Origin of the sequence: Stenotrophomonas sp. HMSC10F07, assembly GCF_001807895.1 — a bacterium.
GTDB classification, from domain to species: domain Bacteria; phylum Pseudomonadota; class Gammaproteobacteria; order Xanthomonadales; family Xanthomonadaceae; genus Stenotrophomonas; species Stenotrophomonas sepilia.
In genome coordinates this window covers 34,984-54,451 of record NZ_KV791387.1, presented here as the reverse complement: position 1 = coordinate 54,451, position 19,468 = coordinate 34,984, and the positions used below count along the sequence as shown (strand labels likewise).

Here is a 19,468-nt window from a genome sequence, read left to right as displayed (position 1 = left end):
CGGGCCAGGCGCAGCAGCAGGCCATCTGGCTGGACAACTATCCGGTAGCGCTGATCAACGTGCCGAGCGCCGGCGTGCCGGAACTGACCTACGTGCAGCCGGATCATCTGGGTACGCCGCGCGTGGTGATCGATCCGGTGCGCGATGTCGCGATCTGGGAGTGGAGCAACAAGAGCGAAGTGTTCGGCAACCAGATTCCGAGTGCCGACCCGGATGGCGATGGCGTGGCATTCGAGCTGGCACTGCGCTTCCCGGGCCAGCAGGCCACGGATGCGAGTGGGTTGTTCTACAACTACCAGCGTGAGTATGAACCAATGGTGGGGCGGTACTCGCAGAGTGATCCGATTGGTTTGGTTGGAGGCATCAGTACTTATTCATATGTGAGTGGGAACCCTGCGTCTGCTTTGGATCGTCTTGGCTTACAGTCCGGTGCAGCTCGGGCTATGCGATTGCCACCTCCAGCGTATCGGCCTGGAAGTGGTTACCAGCAGTGGAATCCTGACCTCCCGGGCTATGGGGAAGGGCAAGCTCCTGCGCCATACATTGATATGAGTCCGATCCACTCGCCAATCGATGCTTTCATTGGTGCGACGGTAAGTTTGCCAGTAATCGTGGATGCTCTCGCCAACCTCTACTTCAGCAAGAAAAAGGACGGTGCGCGATCCAAGCCTACGAACTGTCCAGTAGGAACACTCCCTATAGACACGGCCAAAAAATCCTTCGGGCTTGATCATGGTGCCGTTGAAACCATTAAGGAAGGTTCCGCTGCTAGCCCGACGCACTGGACTGGTATAGCCCCAAATGGCGATATTTGGGTTGGGACGCAGGACGGCAAAGGTAGAATAGAGGGGAATATTAGTGATTATGGTTTTGGGAGGTGATGCGTGAGTGGTCTTTTGGTGAATATTTCACTTAGGTTTTTCCATCCCTCTGTTTCTGCTGAATCCATTAGGGAGGAAATTGGTTTGGAGTCCCGCTTTGCCCGCAGTGCAGGCGAGCCTAGACCAGCTCGGCAGGGTGAGGATCAGCAGCTCTATGAATTTACCTATCTATCTATTCCTCTCGCGAGGAAGGTGAATGTCGAGTTGGATGAGGAGATCTCCCGTTGGTGCGATTTTCTGATAAACAAGCGTGAGTTCATTGGCCACATCACAGATACGGGAGGGAGGGCAGAATTCTATATCAGCATCTTTGTGGGCGGACTTGGCGGATTTGAACTGGATCGTGCAGTTCTCACCAGAGTCACAACTTTGGGCCTCGGTTTGGCGGTGGAAATTTACCCGCCTTCGGGCGACGAGACGTAGAGCGCCTCGGGTGCGCGGTCGAATCGGCTGCATCGGTAATGTGGTCGGCAGAGGGGATGTCATCTATCTATCCCTGGATCCAGATGCGGTTCTGGAGGAGGACGTCTGGGAACTGGCCGCATTGTTCAGGAGGTATCGGATTCCACTGGCCCAGCTGCGAACGCTGGAGGCAGGCAGGTACTTTCGAGCGCTGCGCGATGCCTTGCGCGAGTTGGGCGCCAAGCGGGAGGCAAGGTGCATGAGCTCCCGCACTCCTCCACAAAAGAACGCGATCGGGCTGCACGCCCTCGGAGAGGTACAAGATGAAAGCCAGGCAGATTCTTCGGTACGGGCTGGCCTACGCGGTGTCGTGTGGAGCACTCTGGCTGTTCCTGCACTTTGTGGGCAGGGCGCTTTACGCCTTCGACTCACATCGAGTTTTCTTCTGGCTGTATGCCGTCAGCCTTTTGTTGCTGGGAATCTGCGCACGGGTTCCCGCCGCGGGCCGCCTTACGGTCAGGCGGCTTGCCAAGGGGGCTGGCTTGGGGCTGCTCGCGGGCCTTCTGGCCCAGGTCGTGGTGCTTGTACTGGAAGCCTATAGATTCAGCGGATTCAGCCCATCGCTGCTCTGGCAGGTACCGGTTTCGCTGACGGTGATGAGCGTCGTGCTGCTCACGCCGCTCTGGGGCGTAGTGCTGGTTGCCCTCACTGCCGAACACCGCCGCGACAACCACCCACATCAGGCCTCGAAGCCATGAAGCACCTGACCGCCTTCTGCCTCGTGGTTGCACTGACATCCTGTGCAGCGCATCCGAACCGCACCACGAAGTGTCCGCCGGCCCATTTCACCTACGTCGGCACCGAGAGCGTCGACGGACTGACCTACGGGCGCTTCCAGGTCACCCACAATGCTGATCAGCCGCTTCAGCTGTGGGTGGATGAGAGACGCAGGTTGAACCCAAGGACCGCTCGCGCAGAAATGAGGCGCACAGGCGAGGATGCCTGGCGGCCTTACAACGTGATCCTTGAGGAAATCACACCGGGAGCGATCGGGCTGTCGATCGGGCAGGATGAACAGCAGAGCGTTCTGTTCGATGGTGATGGCCTGTTCCTGCCCGGCGCATCCAGCGCGGGCGCGAATTACTCCATCGTGGTACAGGACGCTGCCGGTTGCGAGCATCGCTCGGCAACGTTCATTCCCTGACATTTCTGGCGGCGCGCCGGCCAGGCAACGAAGGAAAAATGGCGCGCCCGGAGGGATTCGAACCCCCGACCAATGGCTTCGGAAGCCACTACTCTATCCGGCTGAGCTACGGGCGCGTTGTAGAACCGCCGCGCCGTCGGCCAGTGCCGGGGCGGGCATCGCAGCGCCATGAGGCGGTGCGGGACCGGCATTCTATCCAGTTTCGTCGAACAAATCTCCCCCCACCGGCAAAGCCCTGCCAGAGGGGCAGGAGTATCCTATCGCCATGGCTGATACCCCCCTCACTTCGCCGCAGTCGCAGGCGACGCCGCGTTGGCGGCATTACTGGAGTCTGATGCGCGCTGATCGCCCGATCGGCACGTTGCTGCTGCTGTGGCCCACGTGGTGGGCGTTATGGCTGGCTGCCGGCGGCCTGCCGCCGCTGTGGACGCTGTTCGTGTTCACCGCCGGCGTGTGGCTGACCCGCTCGGCCGGTTGCGTCATCAACGACTACGCTGACCGCTGGCTCGACCCGCATGTGGAGCGCACCAAGGCGCGGCCGCTGGCCACCGGCGCGATCAGCGGTCGCGCAGCGCTGGCGCTGTTCGCCGTACTGATGCTGGTGGCCTTCGGCCTGGTGCTGACCCTGAACGGGCTGACCATCGGCCTGAGCTTCATCGGCGTGTTCCTGGCCGCCAGCTATCCGTACCTGAAGCGCTACACCCATCTGCCGCAGGTCTACCTGGGCATGTCGTTCGGCTGGGGCATCCCGATGGCGTTCGCCGCCGTGCAGGGCGAGGTGCCGATGCTGGGCTGGCTGCTGTATGCCGGCAACATCCTGTGGTCGACCGCCTACGACACCTGGTATGCCATGGTCGACCGCGAGGACGACCTGAAGATGGGCTCGCACTCCACCGCGATCCTGTTCGGCGATCTCGATCTGGTCATCCAGGGCGTGCTGTACGCGCTGTTCCTGGCCACCATGGCGCTGGTTGGCGTGCGCGGCGGGCTGGGTGGCTACTACCTGGCCGGCGTGGCCGTGGCCACCGCGCTGGTGGTGTACGAATTCTGGATCTGCCGCAACCGCGAGCGCGGCCCGTGTTTCAAGGCGTTCCTGCACAACAACTGGGTCGGCGCCGCGCTGTTTGCCGGTATCGCCGTGGACCTGGCGCTGCGTTGAGAAGCGCAGCCGAGCGTGGGCTCGGCTCTACAGCTGAGAGTGCTTCTGTAGCGCCCGAGCCTACGCTCGGGCGGCGGCGCGCAGCGCCGGGCCTACCGCCACCTACGACCAATAGGTGGCAGACAGCCCACACCCCACCGCCCAGAATCGGTCCATCGAACCTGGGAGGGTAGGCGATGGCCTCGACGGCAGCAGTACAGGACGGCTGGATGGCGCGCGCAGCGCTGCGCTCGGCCGCCTGGGCGGAAAAGTGGTTCCCCGATGCGTACGTGTTCGCGGTGCTGGGCGTGGTCATCGTCGCACTGGCCGCGATGGGCTTCGGTTCGACCCCTCAGGCCACCGCCAGCGCCTTTGGTGACGGCTTCTGGAGCCTGATCCCCTTCACCATGCAGATGGCCTTCGTGGTCATCGGCGGCTACGCCGTGGCGACCGCGCCGGTGGTCGCACGCTTCATCGACTTCCTGGCCCGGGTGCCGCGCACCGGTCGCGGTGCGGTGGTGTACGTGGGCCTGGTCAGCATGCTCGCCTCGCTGCTCAGCTGGGGCTTCTCGCTGGTGTTCGGTGGCCTGCTGGTCCGCGCGCTGGCCCGTCGCACCGAACTGCGCATGGACTACCGCGCCGCCGGTGCGTCGGCCTATCTCGGCCTGGGCGCAGTGTGGGCGATGGGGCTGAGCTCGTCGGCCGCACAGTTGCAGGCCAACCCGGCCAGCATGCCGCCGGGGCTGGTGGAGATCACCGGCGTATTGCCGTTCACCGAAACCATCTTTCTGTGGCAGTCGATCGCCCTGACCGCAGTGCTGATCCTTGTCTCGCTGCTGATCGCCTGGCTGACCGCGCCTGCAGCCGGCAGTGCGCGTACCGCCGAGGAATTTCCCGGCGCTGCGCAGGCCGAGCCGGAACCGCTGCAGCGACGCACGCGCCCGGGCGAATGGCTGGAATACAGCCCGTTGCTGACCGTGCTGCTCTCGCTGCTGGCGTTCGGCTGGCTGTTCAACGAGTTCGCCAACAAGCCGGTGGTCACTGCCATCGCCAACCTCAACACCTACAACTTCCTTTTCATTTCGCTGGGCCTGCTGCTGCACTGGCGCCCACGCAGCTTCCTCAACGCGGTGGCCAAGGCGGTGCCGAGCACCACCGGCGTGCTGATCCAGTTCCCGCTGTACGGCGGTATCGCGATGATCCTCACCCACGCCGCCGGTGGTGACGGGCAGACCCTGGCGCACCGGCTGTCGAGCCTGTTCGTGCACGTGGCCAGCACCGATAGCTTCGCGCTGGTGATGGGCATCTACTCGGCGGTGCTGGGCTTCTTCGTGCCGTCCGGTGGCGGCAAGTGGATCATCGAGGCGCCGTACGTGATGCAGGCCGCCAACGAGCTGAAGGCGCACCTGGGCTGGGCAGTGCAGGTCTACAACGCGGCCGAAGCGCTGCCGAACCTGATCAACCCGTTCTGGATGCTGCCATTGCTGGGCGTGCTGGGGCTGAAGGCACGCGACATCGTGGGCTTCACCTTCATCCAGTTGCTGGTGCACATCCCGCTGGTGCTGGGCCTGTTGTGGCTGCTGGGCATGACCCTGGCGTATGTGCCGCCGGTGATGCCGTGAGTGCAGGGCTGGCGTCCGTGCGCGAGCAGGACGCCAGCTCCGTTCAGCGCGTGTTTCCAGCAGAGCACGCCATGAATGCGCGCAGTCGGGCTGACGGCATGAGCACATGCCGAACCCATATGAATCCTTCATCGGCTTGTGCCGCAAGGGGCTTTGCCCGTTCATTCACGCGCGTACACACCAATGTAGCCGCCCACCAACGCGCGATTAACTCTTCGCTGCAGACGATGGCCCCGTCCACCGCATTCCGCGTGTGGCTTTGGAGATCGGACATGGCACAGCAGAACCAGAACCCGAACCAGAAGCAGCAGGGCCAGCAGAACCAGCAGGATCAGCAGCAGGGGCGTGGCCGCGACCAGCAGCAGCAACAGCAGCAGGAACAGCAGCAGCGCAACCAGCGCAACCAGCAACAGGGTGGGCAGGACGAGGAGGAGTGACTTCGGTACCCACTTCCTGTGATGCGCGAAGCCCCGCCCCGTGCGGGGCTTCGCTTATTCCAGCACGCCAATGCGTTGCAGCACCGGCGCTGCTGACATGTCGTTCGGGTTGGTGCCCGGCTGATCCTGCGGCACCTCCATGCCCATGGCGCGGTAGAGATCGACCCAGTGCTGTGCGATCTGCCCGGTCTTCGGGTTGCGGAAGTTCATCGGCTGCAGTGCGAACACATGGTGCGCACGGAACGCACGTTCGATGAAATCCGAACAGTAGTAGCTGTCCTCATTCAACACATACGACGTGTTGTAGGGCTTGCCCAGCATCATGCGTGCGGTCGCGATCGCATCCTTGATGGCAGCCTGCTGCGATGCGCGCAGCCGATAGACCACGACCTGCCGCTGCTTGCCTCGGGCGTCCTCGCGGAACTGATCCAGCGTCTGCCGGCGCGAGCCTTTCTCATCCGCATGCAGTACCTCCCAGCCGTCTGGCGCCGCAGCGACCAGGGCCACGTGATCGAAGCTGGGTGCGCCCTGCTTGCCGGTGGCATCGTCGATGGCCGCGCTCAGGCCGGCATGGCCGGCGGTGACGAACAGCAGATCGCCTTCCCGGACCTCCAGCGCGGCCGCACCACCAGGCCACAGCGTTGGCAGCAGCAGGGAGAGGGCAAGCAGGAATGCGCGCATGGGGCCAGGGTCGAAGCGTGTGCGGCGTAGTCTAACGGCTGCTGCGATGACGTTGATTTCAGTATTAGTGTGATATTGGTCACAATTCGGCATGTCGGGATATTCCTGACAGCGGATGTTGAAACTGAATTGACCGAGGCATGGCTATCCTTGCCTCCCTACCGCGCCGGAACCGCGCGCGACCGCCCGGAATCAGGAGGATCCCGTGAACCAGCTCCGCCCCGTTGCCCTGCTTGCGCTTGCCCTGGGGCTTGCGCTGTCCGGCTGCAAGCCTGCGCCCCAGGCAGCCCCCGCTGACGCCGCCGCACCGGCTCCGACCAGCACGGCCACTGCCACGACGCCGGCCACGCCGGTTGCCGCGGCCCCGGCAGACGCTTCTGCCAGCTGCCCCCATCCGGTCTTCGACGACTTCCTCAAGCATTTCGGCAACGAGATCGCGCTGCAGGAAACGTCCACTGCCGATCCGCTGCTGGACAGCCACATCGACAGCGAAGCCGAGCCGGAGCCACGCAAGGTGGAGGAGAAGGTGCCGCTTGCCAAGGTCGAATGGCCGGTGATGCCGGACCCGGCCACGCTGCAGCGCCAGGGCCGCGAGATGCAGGTCACCCGCCTGCCCGATGGCCAGGTACAGGTGCAGATGCGCACTCCCGATACCAGCGACCAGCAGATCTACACCTTTGCCCAGAAGCCGTGCTGGCAACTGGTCAAGCGTGAGGACGAATCGATCTGACCCCTGAGCGACCGCCTGCGAGCGGTCGTGTGATTCACCCAAGGAGCCCCGCATGCGTCTGTCTCCCGTTGCCCCCGTACTGGCCCTGATGCTTGCTGCCTGCAGCGGCCCTGAGGCGGCTGCACCGGCGGCCCCTGCTTCCACTGACCCGGCAGCGACGCCGGCCGCACCTGCGGCTGCCGTTGCGGACCATTCCACCTCTCTTACGCGCGACGAGACCGGCATGCATATCGATTGCCAAGGCACCCGCCTGCACCTGGCGGCCCAGCCCACCCAAGACACGGACGCTTCCCGGCTGACCACGCTGGAAATTGAAAAGGACGGCGCACGCCAGGCCATTGCTGCGCCCAAGGAGATGGACGGCTATACCGCCGTTGGCCTGGCCTGCGTGCAGGACCGCAGCGGTACGCCGTACTTCGTCGTGCAGTACGGTGAACTGCCGTTCGGCTGCAGCTTCTGCGAGTGGTACTACCTGTACGACGCCAGTGGCCGCCAGTTGACCCACAGCACACCGCCGCTGCGCGGCGCGGAAGGCGAGGAGCAGGAGCCCAACAACGACGAGTACGAGAAGTTGATCGACTCGCTCGGCATCAAGCACCCGGAGGTGAACTACATCGAAGACTGAGCGCAGCGGCAGGACGTCGCACGCGCGCTGTGAACGCAGCACTGCAGTACCGCAGTACCAGAAGTACCAGAAGTACCAGAAGTACCAGGAGCAGTACCCCTTAAGGAAATTCCCTTTTTCATAGAATGGATAGCACAGACATGGCAGACATCTACCAGGACATGGTCCAGCCCCGCGGGGCGGCCTACAGCAGTGACCGCATCAAGTCGTGGAGCCACTACCGCGAGCCGATCGACCAGAGCGACGGCCGCCTGCATGGCAACTCCCGTCGGTGGGGCGATGCGACCCCGGAAGTACAGTCACGGGTGATCGACACGATCATCGAGTCGGCGCGCGAGAAGGGCCTGACCCCACGCGAAACGGCGCACGTACTGGCCATCGCCCGCGTTGAATCGGGTTTCAACCCCGATGCCGCCGCTGGCACCACCTCGGCCTCGGGCCTGGGCCAGTTCATCGACAAGACCGGCAACCACTACCACCTCAACAACCGCAACCGCTTCGACGTCGGCGCACAGTCCGATGCACTGGTTGACCATTACATCGATAACCGCACGCTGGCGCACAAGCGCGGCCAGGGTGAGGAGTACATCTACAAGTACCATCACGACGGCCCGACCCGCGATTACGGCGGCCTCACCCTGTCTGAAAAGAAGGTGATGCCGTACGTGGACAAGTACGAGCGGTTCGTGGAGCAGCGCCTGGGACTGACCCACGGCCAGCCCCAGGGCAGCCACGCGGCCCCCGCCGTAGCCGCGGCCACGCACGCGCAGGCCAAGCCGGCAGCGGCGCATGCCGAAGCCCAGACCCGCAACTTCGAGCAGACGATGCAGGTGATGCTGCCCCCGCAGAACGGGGTCAAGCCGCACATTACCGGTGAGTTCGGCGAACACCGCGCGCACAAGCCGCACGGTGGCACCGACTTCAACTATGTCGGCGGCCAGCACGGCCGTAATCTGCAGCACCCGACCGTCAACGCGCCGATCTCCGGAACGGTGACGTTCGTCGGTGGCGACTACGGTACGGTGAAGATCAGGGATGCACAGGGCAACTCGCACGAGATCCTGCACCTGCAGTCGACCCAGGTGAAGGAAGGCCAGCCGATCAAGGCGGGCGAGCCGATCGGCACCATGGGCGGGCGTGGCCCGGGCGGTGCGGGTCAGTATGCCCAGCACGTGCATTACCAGTTGAAGGATCCGCACGGCAAGCTGCTCAGCCCGCAGGACTTCTGGGACCACGGCAAGCTGAAGGAAACCGGCAAGGGTGGCCATTCGCATGATGCCGACCACAACGGTGTGCTGCGCCAGGGGGCCAAGGGCGAGGAAGTGACTGCGCTGCAGAAGGAACTCAACCGCCTGGGCGTGCGCGACGGCCAAGGCAATCCGCTGAGCGAGGACGGCAAGTTCGGTGCCAATACCAGGGACGCACTGATCGCCTACCAGAAGCAGCACGGGCTCTCCGCCGACGGCGTGGCGGGTCCGGCGACGCTGGGCAAGCTGGCCGAAGGCCGCAGCCATGCCGAGGCGGCGCCGAAGGGGCCGCAGCTGGGCGACAAGGCGCATCCGGATACGCCGCTGCACAATGCGATCCGTGGCCACATGCCGGGCATGATCTCCAACGAGATGAGCGCGCATGTGACCGCCCAGGCCAAGGCCGCCGGCATCGATTCGCCGGAAAAGCTGCAGGGCGTCACCGTGCAGGATGGCAAGGCCTTCGTCGTGGGCACCGTTCCCGGCTTCCGTACTGCGGTGGACATGACCCAGGCGGCACCGAGCCTGCAGGAGACCAGCGCTGCAATGCTGGCCAAGCATGAGCCTTCGCAGCAACACGTGCAGGACGAGCAGCAGCGGGTGGCCATGGGCCGTTGACCGCTGCGTGTGAAGAAGTGTGTGGTAAAGGAGGCCGGCCGGGGTAATCCGGCCGGCTTTTCCGTTCATGGGGCAAGGACATACACGGATGCCGTTTCGCATGATGCGCAGCACCGCCATTGCAAGGCACGGCGTCCACATGAGCCGGGTGCTGCCGTGGCGCAACGCATGGCAGTGGGTAGGGCTGGCACTGCTGCTCTGCCTGCTGCCGCTGCCAGTGCTGGCGGCGGCCCCGATTCCGGCACTGGACGACCCGGTGGTGGACACCGCCAACGCGCTGTCCGCCAGCACCCGCGCCACGCTGCGCGAGCAGGCATTGCAGCTGCAGGCACGCAAAGGCGCGCAACTGCAGGTGCTGGTGGTGCCCAGTGTTGGCGATGACGGCATCGAAGCCTATGCACAGCGTGTCTTCGACCAGTGGCAGCTGGGCCGCGCCGGTGTCGATGACGGGGTGTTGCTGCTGGTGGCGGTGCAGGACAGGCGCGTACGCATCCAGACAGGCTATGGCCTGGAAGGCACCATTCCCGATGCCTATGCCGCGCGCATCATCGACAAGGCGATCGTGCCGCGCCTGCGCGAAGGAGACCTGGACCAGGGCATGCTGGACGGCAGCAGGGTGCTGGTGGCGCTGATCGATGGCGAGCCGCTGCCGCCCGAGCAGGATTCATCCGCACGCAACCTGTTGCCAGCGGATTGGCGTACAGGGGATTCGGTCGTTGCCCTGACCTTGCTGGTGGGGTTCCTGGCCGGTCTGTGGCGATCACCGCCACGCCTGCTGGCCACCAGGACCGAGGCCGAGTTCAGCGGTAAGCGCCGTGAGCGGCGGCGCAAGGCACTGGCAGCCAATGCGGCAATGCCCAGGCCGAATTGGCCGACATTGCCTGCCTGGGGCAGACCGTTGCTGGTAACGGCAGTGATGGCCGCTGGGTTGGTTTCGGCGACGCTGCTGCTGCCGCGGCATGTGCTGCCTGCGCTGTTCTTCGTGCTGTTACCGGCCGTACCGGTGGCGGCGCTGCTGGGGTGGTGCTGGCGTCGCAGCCGTGGTGTGCGCATCGTGCTGTCCGGCATGTTGGCCGTCAGTATCGGTTTCTTCATGGTGATGCTGGTTCGTGGTCAGTTGCCGCCCAGCCTTGCCCTGCACACGTTGCTGAACCTGGCGGTCGCCATTGCCGCCATGCTGGTGTTCTTCCTGGTGCAGGCCGGCCGCGCGCGCTGGCGGAAGAACCGCAACAGCTTCGCCGTGCGCCTGGTGGTGCTGGTGCTGTTGACCGGCGGCTATGCGCTGGGCGCGCTGCTGGCCATCGACCAGGCCAGCGACGAGAACGCACGCGAGTTGGCGACGATCGTGTCCTGCGCAAGCACGCTGTTCCTGTACTTCATCTGGGTGTTCACCCTGTTGCCCGGCGAAAAAGCACGCAGCGGACAAAGGTCGTCCCAAGGCTACCGTTCCTCGTCCAGCACCTCGTCGTCGAGTTCGTCCTCGAGCAGTTCCGGCGGCTGGTCCGGTGGCGGTGGTCGCAGCGGCGGTGGCGGCGCTTCGGGCAGCTGGTAGCTCAGGCCGCCCACACCCGCCAGCCCAGCGCCGCATCGCGCAGTTCGCCGCTGCCGCTCACATCACCCACCTGCAGCTGCACGCCCTGCGCATTGGGCAGGTCTTTCTGCTCGGGGAACCAACGACGGTCGGCGGCGACGATGATCAGCAGGCCCTCGTCGTCGCCCACCGGTGCGAACTGCGGCGAAGGCGGGCTGATCGGCTGCAGGCCGAAGCGCTGGCTGGACTGTTCGCGCACCGCATCGACATCGTGGCTGGGCAGGCCAACCTCGCTCAGGCAGGTCAGCTCGCTGCCATGGAAAGCGCCTGCGCGCGTGCTGACTGGCAGACGGCGCCGGCCGATCAACTCGAGGATCAGGCCATCGGGACCGGTGAAGTACACCGACTGCGACTGCCAGCTGCTCTCCAGCGCAAAGTAATCCAGGCCCTCAGGATTACGTTGCAGCGGGGTACGTTCGCGCAACCAGGCCATCGCCTCGCTGAAGCGGTTGTCCGGTACGTTGAAGGCCAGGTGCACGCCACCGACGGGGTGATCACCCGCCGCCTGCAGTTCGATCGTGCTCCAGCCGATGTGCACATGGTTGCCGACCACGCGCTGCTGCAGCACATCGTGGAAATACGCGGCGACGGTGGCGACGTCGGACACCGGCAGGGTGAGGTGAAGCAGGCGCATGACCGATTCTCCATGGACGCGCTCACTGTAACGCTGGGGCCTGCCCGGCGGCCACTAGCGCAGTGAATGGTTGAAGAATCGTATTGCTGCGTCCACTGCCTGGGCGTGGGTCTGCGCCTTCGGCACCGACGTCCTGCACAGGTCCTGCAGCCGCCGCTGTCCGGTCGGGGTGCATGCGGCGAGGAAATCGTAATGGCCGACACCGGGCAGCGCCTGCAGTGCAGCGCCCGCAATCACCGCACGCGCAGCCTCGCCATTGGTCTGCGGTGGCGCAACCGTGTCAGCCTCGCCCAGTACGATCGACACGGGCTGTTCCAGCGAGGAGAGCTGCTCGGGCGCAAAGGCCTGCACGATTGCCGGTGCCAGCAGGAACACCGCGCGCACGCCGGGAATGGCGCGCGCGTCGTTGGCGTGGGACATCCACGGCGACAGCTCGGGCGACGCCGCAGCGGCAACACGCGCCTCCATCGTGTGCGTGGCCGCTTCCTGCTGGGGCCGGCAGACGCCGTCATCCGGATGCGCCGTGCAGAAGGCCAGCAGTCGCTGCAGGTCCGGTCGCGCACCGGCCGCCACCAGTGCGGTGTAGCCGCCGGCCGAGAATCCGGCGACCCCCAGGCGCTCGGGATCGACATGGGGGCCCAGCACCGGATCGGCCTGCACAGCCGCCAGTGCGGCACGCAGGTCATCGGCGCGCAGCCAAGTCAGCACGCTGCCGGGCAGGGTCATGCTGTCAACGCCGTTGTTGCCCGGATGATCAACTGCGATCACCAGATAGCCTGCCCGCGCCAACGCGGTGCCCAGCCAGCCCATCATGCGCGCGCTGCCGCCGTTGCCATGGGAGAGCAGCAAGGTCGGCAGGCGATCACCGGCGACCGGCGCATCCTTGGACGACCGGCCGACCTCGAACAGCGGCGCGTCGGGTGGACCGATGGTCAGCACGGTCTCCCGGCTGCCTGCAGGTGCCGGATACCAGACCGTGTAGCGCAAGGCGTCGCGGCGCTCTGCGTCGCGCACGGCCGCGCTGGCCAGCGTCGTTGTGCCGTGGCGCTCGCCGGCCACCCCGCTTTCGCGAGCGGCGCCGGTGCTTGTGAACGCCATCAGCATCGCTCCCAGCACAGCAGCGGTCATGCGCATCTTCAACTCCTTGTCAGTGGGGACGGTCGTCGACGGGCAGCCAGATTTCCACGCCGCCCTGGCCGGTGTGCTCGTCGAACCGGGCGTCGTAGCGCTCCAGATCCGGCGCATCGGCGAGGCTCAGGTTGGAAGCAGGAAGATAATGATCCAGCAACCAGAACCAGGTCGAGCGGATGGCCGAGATGTGCCCGCTGTGCCAGGCCACTAGGTAGCGGCGCGCCGGGATGTCCACGCGTTGCCAGTGCGCAGGCACGCTCGGCACCGTGCTTGCCGGCAGTGCCGCGATGTAATCGAAGCCACCCTTGTCATCACTGTTGCAGCACACGCCGAAGCTGATCGGCGCCGGCATCGGCCATTCGCGGTTGAGCTGCGCCCACTGGCCGGGAATCGCGCCGCCACTGTCACGGGTATGCCGCACGCCGATGCCGGCCACCTGGAACGCGGGCGTCTCGAGCAGGCGGGGGGCTTCAATGCAGGCGGACGGGGCCTCGTCCATGCGGATCGCCTGCACCAGCGCCAGCCCATCGGTGCCCTGTTCGCGTACGCGCTCCGGCGTCTGTCCGAACTGTTCGCTGAAGGCACGCGTGAAGGCGGCATGGGTGGTATAGCCGGCACCCAGCGCCACCTGCAGGATGTCGCCGGCGCCGTTGGCCAACTGCTGCGCGGCAGCGGTCAGGCGGCGCCCGCGCAGGTAGCGCACCACCGAGGTGCCGGTGCGGGCCTGGAACAGGCGCGACAGATGGAATGGCGACAGGCCCGCCGCAGCGGCAATGTCGGCCAGCGCCAGTGGCTGGTCCGCGTGGGTTTCGATGTACCACAACGCCTTGCCTGTCGCGCTCATCCTGCCGTTCCTTGAATCCAATGCTGGGCACAGTAGCGGATCGGCAGGCGCGGCGTTTAGCAGTTCTTGCGCCTGTGCGGACTCAAGCTGTCGCACTGACGTCATGCCTCCTTCACACATCGCGCCGAGACTGCGCGCCTTGTCCAGGCCTGTTGTGTGTGCACAGGTGCTGGCCCTGTCGCGTCCTCCCGGAGCCCTGCCGTGCATCGTTCGAAGCTTTCGCGTTCCATCCTCCTTGCCCTTTGCATGGCCAGCGCAGGAGGCGCGATTGCAGCGGAGGCCGATGCGGTCGATGCCGCCGGCGGCAGCCGCGCCGTGCCCACCCAGCTCGACGCGATGCTGGTCACCGGTACCCGCGCGTCCAACCGCACCCAGTTCGAAACGCTGGCGCCGGTGGATGTGTTCAGCAAGGAAGACATCAGGTCCGTCGAATCCACCGACCTGAAGGACGTGCTGGCGCAGCTGGTGCCATCATTCGTGGTGCAGCGCCTGCCGATGGCGGACGGCCAGGTGTTCGTGCGTCCGGCCACCCTGCGTGGCCTGTCGCCGGACCAGACCCTGGTGCTGGTCAACGGTCGCCGCTTCCATCGCAGCGCGCTGCTCGGCAACCGCGGTGCGCAGGCGGCTGATCTGGCACAGATTCCCACCAGTGCGATCAAGCGCATCGAGGTGCTGCGTGATGGCGCGTCGGCGCAGTACGGCTCGGACGCCATCGCCGGTGTCATCAACATCATCCTCGAGGATGGCCCGGGTAGCGAGATCACCGCCGGCTATTCGCAGTACGCGCAGGGTGACGGTGCCTCGCGCGATTTCAGTGCGCGCACCGGCTGGTCGCTGGGCGACTATGGCAGCCTGGTGCTGTTCGCCGAATCGTCCAACTCCGACGCTACCTCGCGCACGCGCCAGCGCCCGGACGCGATCGCCTTCCAGGCTGCACATCCGGAGCTGGACGTGCCCAATCCGGTGCAGCGCTGGGGCCAGCCGGAACTGGAAAGCCGCCGCGTCGGCTTCAACGTGAAGGCCAATGCCAGCGAGACGCTGGAGTTCTATGCCTTCGGCTTGTACAGCCACAGCGATGGCGTCAGTGATTTCAACTGGCGCAATCCGGACACTACCACCGGTGCGTACCGCACCACCGCCATCTTCCCGGGCTGGAACCTGCGCTCGCTGTATCCGGTCGGCTTCAGCCCGCAGTACGGCAACGTCCAGAACGACCTGCAGCTGGTCGGTGGCCTGCGCGGCGAGATCACGCCCAAGCTGCGCTGGGATGTCAGCGCCTCGTATGGCCGAAACGCCATCGACTACAGCTTGAAGAACTCGATCAATGCCTCGCTCGGCCCGGCCAGCCCGACCGCGTTCGATCTTGGCCGACTGACCCAGACCGAGAAGAACGCCAACGCAGACTTCAACTACGAGTGGGACGTGGCCGCGCTGTCCCAGCCGGTCAACGTCGCCTTCGGTGGCGAGTTCCGCCAGGAGACCTACCAGGTGCGTGCCGGCGACCCGGCCTCGTACGCGGTGGGTCCGGGCGCGGCTGCAGGCCTGGAGGCCAATTCCAATGGCGCGCCCGGCTTCTCGGCCAGCCAGGCCGGGCAGTGGAGCCAGCGCAGCAAGGCCGCCTACGTGGACATGGAAGTACCGCTGGGCGAGCGCTGGAGCATCGGTGCGGCCAGCCGCTACGAGGACTTTTCCAGCTTCGGCAGCACGCTGGACGGCAAGCTCTCGGCGCGCTTCGCGATCACCCCGGACGTAGCCCTGCGCGGTACCGTGTCCAGCGGCTTCCGTGCGCCGACGCCGGCGCAGCTCAATACCACCAGCACCACCCAGGGGTTGGATACGCGCACGCTGCAGATCTTCACCAGTGGCCGTCTGTCGCCGAACGATCCGCTGGCGCAGCTGCTCGGCGCCAGGCCGCTGAAGCCGGAACAATCGCGTACCGCGTCGCTGGGCCTGGCCTGGCGCACCGACCTGGGCCTGTCCGGCTCGGTGGATGTCTACCAGATCAAGCTCAGCGACCGCTTCAGCCAGTCGGCCAGTTTCGCCATTCCGGCCGGTACGCCCAATCCGCTGGGCTATACCTCGGTGAACTATTTCACCAACGACTTCGATACCACCACTACCGGCGTGGACGTGGTCGGCAACTACCTGCGCGATCTCGGCGCCGGCCGCATGACGCTGACCCTGGCCTACAACTACAACCGCACCCGCGTGGACAACGGCAGCACCTCGGTGGCCACCAACGAGACCCAGCGCGTGCTGTTCGAAGATCGCCTGCCCGAGCACAAGGGCAGCCTGACCGGCAGCTGGGACATCGGCGCCTGGTCGCTGATGGCACGCATGCGCTACTACGGCGCCTGGACCGATTCCAGCGGCAATGCAGTGGGCGATATCTACCAGCGCTTCGGCGCGATGAGCTTCCTCGACCTGGCCGTCGGCTATCGCATCAACGAACATCACAGCCTGCGTGTGGGGGCCGACAACGTATTCGACCGCTATCCGGACGAAGCCACCTTCCAGGCCAGTCGCGGCCTGGTCTACTCGCGCAACGCGCCGTACGACACCGACGGCGCCAAGCTGTACGCACAGTACCGGCTGAGCTTCTGATGGACCCGGCCCGCCGCTCCCTGTTGCGTGCCGGCACCTTGCTGCCGGCCGCAGCCGCACTTTCTTCACTGCCGGCCATGGCTGCCACGCGTTACGCTGCGTCCATGCAGATTCCCGCAACGACCGTGGCGCCGGACGTGCTGGCCCGCGATGAAAACTACTGGGCCGCCGTGGCCAGCCACTTCGATGTCACCGACGAAGTGAACCATCTGGAGAACGGCTACTGGGGCGCGATGGGCCGCGAGACGCTGGCCAGCTACCAGCGCCACACCGCGGAAGTGAACCGAGGCAATGCCTGGTATGGCCGCCGTGAGTTCCCGGCGCAGTACATGGCGGTGCAGCGGCAGGTGGCCGAACTGCTGGGCGTGGGCGCCGACGAGATCGCACTGACCCGCGGTGCCACCGAGGCGATGCTGGCGCTGATCGGCGGCTACAACCGCCTGCAGCCCGGCGACCAGGTGCTGTACGCCGATATCGACTACGACAGCATGATCGGCGCGATGCGCTGGCTGCAGCAGCGCCGCGGCGTGCAGGCCGAGCGCATCGCGCTGCCGGCAGTGCCCGACCATGCGCAGATCCTGCAGGCCTACGAGGCTACGTTCGCGCGGCTGCCTCGCCTGAAACTGGTGCTGCTGACCCAGGTCAGCCATCGCCATGGACTGGTGCTGCCGGTGGCCGAAATCGCCGAACGTGCGCGCGCACGCGGCATCGACGTGATCGTTGATGCCGCACACGGGTTTGGCCAGATCGACTACGCGGTGCCGCAGCTCAAGGCCGATTTCGTTGGCATCAACCTGCACAAGTGGATCGGTGCGCCGGTCGGCGTCGGCGCGATGTATGTGCGCAAGGGCCGCGTTGCGGACCTGGACCCGTACATGGGCGAGACCGACGATGGCCGCGTGGGCAGCCGTGTGCACACCGGCACGGTCAACTTCGCCGCTTACCTGGCGCTGCCGGAAGCGATCGGGCTGCACCAGCGTATCGGCGCGGCCAACAAGCAGGCGCGCCTGCGCTACCTGCGCGAGCGCTGGACCGTCCCTGCGCGGCAGATGGCGCATATCGAAGTGCTGTCGTCGCCTGATCCGGCGCTGGCCAGCGCATTGGCCAGCTTCCGCCTGCGCGGGCGCACCAGCGTGGCAGACAACATGGCGCTTCAGAAGCGCCTGCTGGACGAGCATCGCGTGTTCACCACGCATCGTGACGGGTTGGACTCCGGCGCCTGCGTGCGGGTGACGCCGTCGGTGTTCACCCGGCCGGCGCAGATGGATGCGCTGGTACAGGCCCTCGCGGCCCTGGCCTGACCCTGCTTTGGTGGGTGCCAATCTTGGTTGGCACATTCCCACCGTGCCGGGGAATCTTCCGCCGGCCAGCGGCCGGCGCTACCGGTCGGGTGGGTGCCAACTGTTGGTCGGCACATCCCATTCCACGATCTACCTCCGATCTGGTGGGTGCCAACCTTGGTTGGCACATTCCAACCGTGCCGGAGAATCTTCCGCCGGCCAGCGGCCGGCACTACCGGTCGGGTGGGTGCCGACCGTTGGTCGGCACATCCCATTCCAGGGCTACCGCTCGATCGCCGGCAACGCGTCCGACAACAGCAGCCGGTCAACCCGCCGCAACGCGCTCTCCAGCTGCCGTCGGTCCGCCGCCAGCCCCAACGACAGCCGCATGCCGTGCTGATGCTGCACCCCGGGCGGACAGAACGCCGATGAAGGAGCGATGGCCAGCCCCTGCAGCTGCGCGGTACGCACCAGCGTGGCGTCGGTCCATGGCGCTGGTACCCTGCACCAGGCATGCAGGCCTTCGGCGCGCAGCAGCAGCGACGGCGCCAGCAGGTAGCGGGCCATGCGCACGCGCTCGCGCGCCTCGGCACGCACCTGCGCCAGCAGCGATTGTGCCGAACCATCCAGCAACAGTTGGCTGGCCAGCGCCGACACCAATGGATGGCCCATCAGCCGCGTCGCCCGCAGCGCGGCGGTCATCGCCTCGGCATGCGCGGCACTCGGGCAGCGCACGAAGGCGGTGCGCAGGCCCGGGCTGATCACCTTCGACAGCGTCGCCACATGGAACACATGGCGCGGTGCCAGCATCGCCAGGGGTACCGGCGCCTCTTCGGCAAGGTGCCAGTACGGATCATCCTCGATCGCCAGCAGGCCTTCACTCTCCAGCACACGCGCCAGCGCTTCGCGCCGCTGCAACGGCAACGTCAGCGCGGTCGGGTTCTGGCAGGTGGGGTTGAGATAGAGCAGCCGCGCGCCACTCCCGCGTGCCTGCCGCACCAGCGCTTCAGGGCACATGCCGTGTTCGTCGCAGTCCACCGGCAGCAGCCGCCGGCCAAGCGCCGCTGCGGCCTGCAGCAGGCCCGGATAGACCAGCGCATCGCACAGGATCGCGTCGCCATCGCGGCCCTGGCTGAGCAGGATCGCGGCCAGCGCCACCTGGGCGCCTTCGGTCAGTAGCAGGCAGGCATCGTCCACCGTGCCCAGCATCGGTTGCAGCCAGCGCGCTGCCGCATGGCGGTCGGTCGGGTTGCCGCCGCCCAGGTGGTAGGTCATCAGGTTCGGTGCATTGCTGCGCGCAAGCACGGCGGCGGCACCGCGGCGCAGGGTCTCGGCCAGCGCGTCGGCATCGGGTACCGGTGGCACGTTCATGCTCAGGTCCACCACCTGGTCGAAGCCAGCCTTGGGCGGTGCGATGAAACTGCCTTGTGGCCCACGCGCTTCGATCAGGCCGCGCTTGCGCGCTTCATCGAATGCCCGCGTTACCGTGGTCAGGTCGACGCCGAGCTGCTGCGCCAACGCGCGCTGCGAGGGAAGGCGCTGCCCCGGTGCAAGACCACCGCGACGCACCGTGCGCTCCAGCGAATTGACGATGCGCAGATAGATCGGCCCGTTGTGCGCGAGCACGTCCTGCACCCATTCGCGCGCTGCGACATCCGGTCGCGGCATGTACGGAGCATGTCGGGGCGTATCGTTGCTTCCAACGGCGGGAGCCTGTCCATAACCATCGGTCGGTTCGGACAGGTGACCGCCGTTGTTGTTTGCGGCGGCCACGCCACCCAGAGCCAGTGATGTCATTG

18 protein-coding genes and 1 tRNA gene are annotated in these 19,468 nt (G+C 66.0%); 13 read left to right on the top strand and 6 right to left on the bottom strand.

The genetic code is table 11. The annotated features are described in order from the left end of the window. From HMPREF3114_RS21455 to HMPREF3114_RS10920, 4 genes are all read left to right on the top strand, one after another. Positions 1–881: RHS repeat-associated core domain-containing protein (locus tag HMPREF3114_RS21455; protein ID WP_256337642.1), on the top strand; the 881-nt coding region annotated here is incomplete at its 5' end. Positions 882–884: 3 nt separating this feature from the next. After that, positions 885–1,304 carry a hypothetical protein gene (locus HMPREF3114_RS10930; protein ID WP_134955282.1) on the top strand — a complete coding sequence of 140 codons (420 nt, stop codon included), beginning with the start codon at positions 885–887 and terminating at the stop codon, positions 1,302–1,304. Positions 1,305–1,606: 302 nt separating this feature from the next. Next, positions 1,607–2,041, top strand: a complete 435-nt coding sequence (locus HMPREF3114_RS10925; protein WP_053497347.1) for a hypothetical protein — start codon at positions 1,607–1,609, stop codon at positions 2,039–2,041. Further along, a complete protein-coding gene (locus HMPREF3114_RS10920; RefSeq protein WP_053497349.1) occupies positions 2,038–2,487 on the top strand; it encodes a Rossmann-fold NAD(P)-binding domain-containing protein in 450 nt (149 codons plus the stop codon). The genes HMPREF3114_RS10925 and HMPREF3114_RS10920 overlap by 4 nt, the downstream gene beginning before the upstream one ends. 39 nt (positions 2,488–2,526) lie before the next feature. Here HMPREF3114_RS10920 and HMPREF3114_RS10915 read toward each other — a convergent pair. Next, positions 2,527–2,603: transfer RNA gene (locus tag HMPREF3114_RS10915), tRNA-Arg, on the bottom strand. A 149-nt stretch (positions 2,604–2,752) separates the two neighbouring features. Here HMPREF3114_RS10915 and ubiA point away from each other — a divergent pair. The 3 genes from ubiA (at position 2,753) to HMPREF3114_RS21195 (ending at position 5,684) form a co-directional block, all read left to right on the top strand. Next, complete coding sequence (gene ubiA / locus HMPREF3114_RS10910) at positions 2,753–3,646, top strand: 4-hydroxybenzoate octaprenyltransferase (protein WP_053497351.1); 894 nt, start codon at positions 2,753–2,755, stop codon at positions 3,644–3,646. A 176-nt stretch (positions 3,647–3,822) separates the two neighbouring features. Beyond that, positions 3,823–5,247 (top strand): short-chain fatty acid transporter, encoded by a 1,425-nt coding sequence (locus HMPREF3114_RS10905; RefSeq protein ID WP_170944951.1) that lies wholly within the window; start codon positions 3,823–3,825, stop codon positions 5,245–5,247. 272 nt (positions 5,248–5,519) lie between these two features. Next, positions 5,520–5,684, top strand: a complete 165-nt coding sequence (locus HMPREF3114_RS21195) for a hypothetical protein (RefSeq protein ID WP_005414774.1) — start codon at positions 5,520–5,522, stop codon at positions 5,682–5,684. Between the two features lie 54 nt (positions 5,685–5,738). Here the strand turns inward: HMPREF3114_RS21195 and HMPREF3114_RS10900 are convergent, their stop codons facing one another. Further along, positions 5,739–6,365 (bottom strand): YiiX/YebB-like N1pC/P60 family cysteine hydrolase, encoded by a 627-nt coding sequence (locus tag HMPREF3114_RS10900; protein ID WP_053497353.1) that lies wholly within the window; start codon positions 6,363–6,365, stop codon positions 5,739–5,741. A 205-nt stretch (positions 6,366–6,570) separates the two neighbouring features. On the opposite strand from HMPREF3114_RS10900, the gene HMPREF3114_RS10895 reads away from it, so the two are divergent. The 4 genes from HMPREF3114_RS10895 (at position 6,571) to HMPREF3114_RS10880 (ending at position 11,137) form a co-directional block, all read left to right on the top strand. Further along, positions 6,571–7,095, top strand: coding sequence for a hypothetical protein (locus HMPREF3114_RS10895; protein WP_053497355.1), 525 nt, complete (start codon positions 6,571–6,573; stop codon positions 7,093–7,095). 52 nt (positions 7,096–7,147) lie between these two features. Then, positions 7,148–7,720, top strand: coding sequence for a hypothetical protein (locus HMPREF3114_RS10890; protein WP_227836791.1), 573 nt, complete (start codon positions 7,148–7,150; stop codon positions 7,718–7,720). A 140-nt stretch (positions 7,721–7,860) separates the two neighbouring features. After that, on the top strand, positions 7,861–9,585 hold the full coding sequence (locus tag HMPREF3114_RS10885) for a peptidoglycan-binding protein (protein ID WP_053497357.1): 1,725 nt from the start codon (positions 7,861–7,863) through the stop codon (positions 9,583–9,585). Positions 9,586–9,724: 139 nt separating this feature from the next. Continuing rightward, entirely contained in the window at positions 9,725–11,137 is a 1,413-nt protein-coding gene (locus HMPREF3114_RS10880; protein WP_053497452.1) for a TPM domain-containing protein, read from the top strand. Position 11,138: 1 nt separating this feature from the next. On the opposite strand, the gene HMPREF3114_RS10875 is transcribed toward HMPREF3114_RS10880, so the two are convergent. From HMPREF3114_RS10875 to HMPREF3114_RS10865, 3 genes are read right to left on the bottom strand one after another with little or no spacing between them, the layout of a single operon-like run. Further along, positions 11,139–11,810, bottom strand: a complete 672-nt coding sequence (locus HMPREF3114_RS10875) for a VOC family protein (protein WP_053497358.1) — start codon at positions 11,808–11,810, stop codon at positions 11,139–11,141. 54 nt (positions 11,811–11,864) lie between these two features. Beyond that, positions 11,865–12,944 carry an alpha/beta hydrolase family protein gene (locus HMPREF3114_RS10870; protein WP_053497360.1) on the bottom strand — a complete coding sequence of 360 codons (1,080 nt, stop codon included), beginning with the start codon at positions 12,942–12,944 and terminating at the stop codon, positions 11,865–11,867. Positions 12,945–12,957: 13 nt separating this feature from the next. Beyond that, the gene (locus HMPREF3114_RS10865; RefSeq protein WP_053497362.1) at positions 12,958–13,785 is read right to left on the bottom strand and encodes an AraC family transcriptional regulator; all 828 of its coding nucleotides are present in this window, start codon (positions 13,783–13,785) and stop codon (positions 12,958–12,960) included. 201 nt (positions 13,786–13,986) lie between these two features. Between HMPREF3114_RS10865 and HMPREF3114_RS10860 the strand changes: the two genes are divergently transcribed. After that, entirely contained in the window at positions 13,987–16,389 is a 2,403-nt protein-coding gene (locus HMPREF3114_RS10860) for a TonB-dependent receptor plug domain-containing protein (protein ID WP_080375058.1), read from the top strand. Continuing rightward, positions 16,389–17,690, top strand: a complete 1,302-nt coding sequence (locus HMPREF3114_RS10855; protein WP_053497366.1) for an aminotransferase class V-fold PLP-dependent enzyme — start codon at positions 16,389–16,391, stop codon at positions 17,688–17,690. The genes HMPREF3114_RS10860 and HMPREF3114_RS10855 overlap by 1 nt, the downstream gene beginning before the upstream one ends. A 261-nt stretch (positions 17,691–17,951) precedes the next feature. Here the strand turns inward: HMPREF3114_RS10855 and HMPREF3114_RS10850 are convergent, their stop codons facing one another. Then, positions 17,952–19,466, bottom strand: a complete 1,515-nt coding sequence (locus HMPREF3114_RS10850; RefSeq protein ID WP_053497368.1) for an aminotransferase-like domain-containing protein — start codon at positions 19,464–19,466, stop codon at positions 17,952–17,954. Positions 19,467–19,468: the final 2 nt, after the last annotated feature.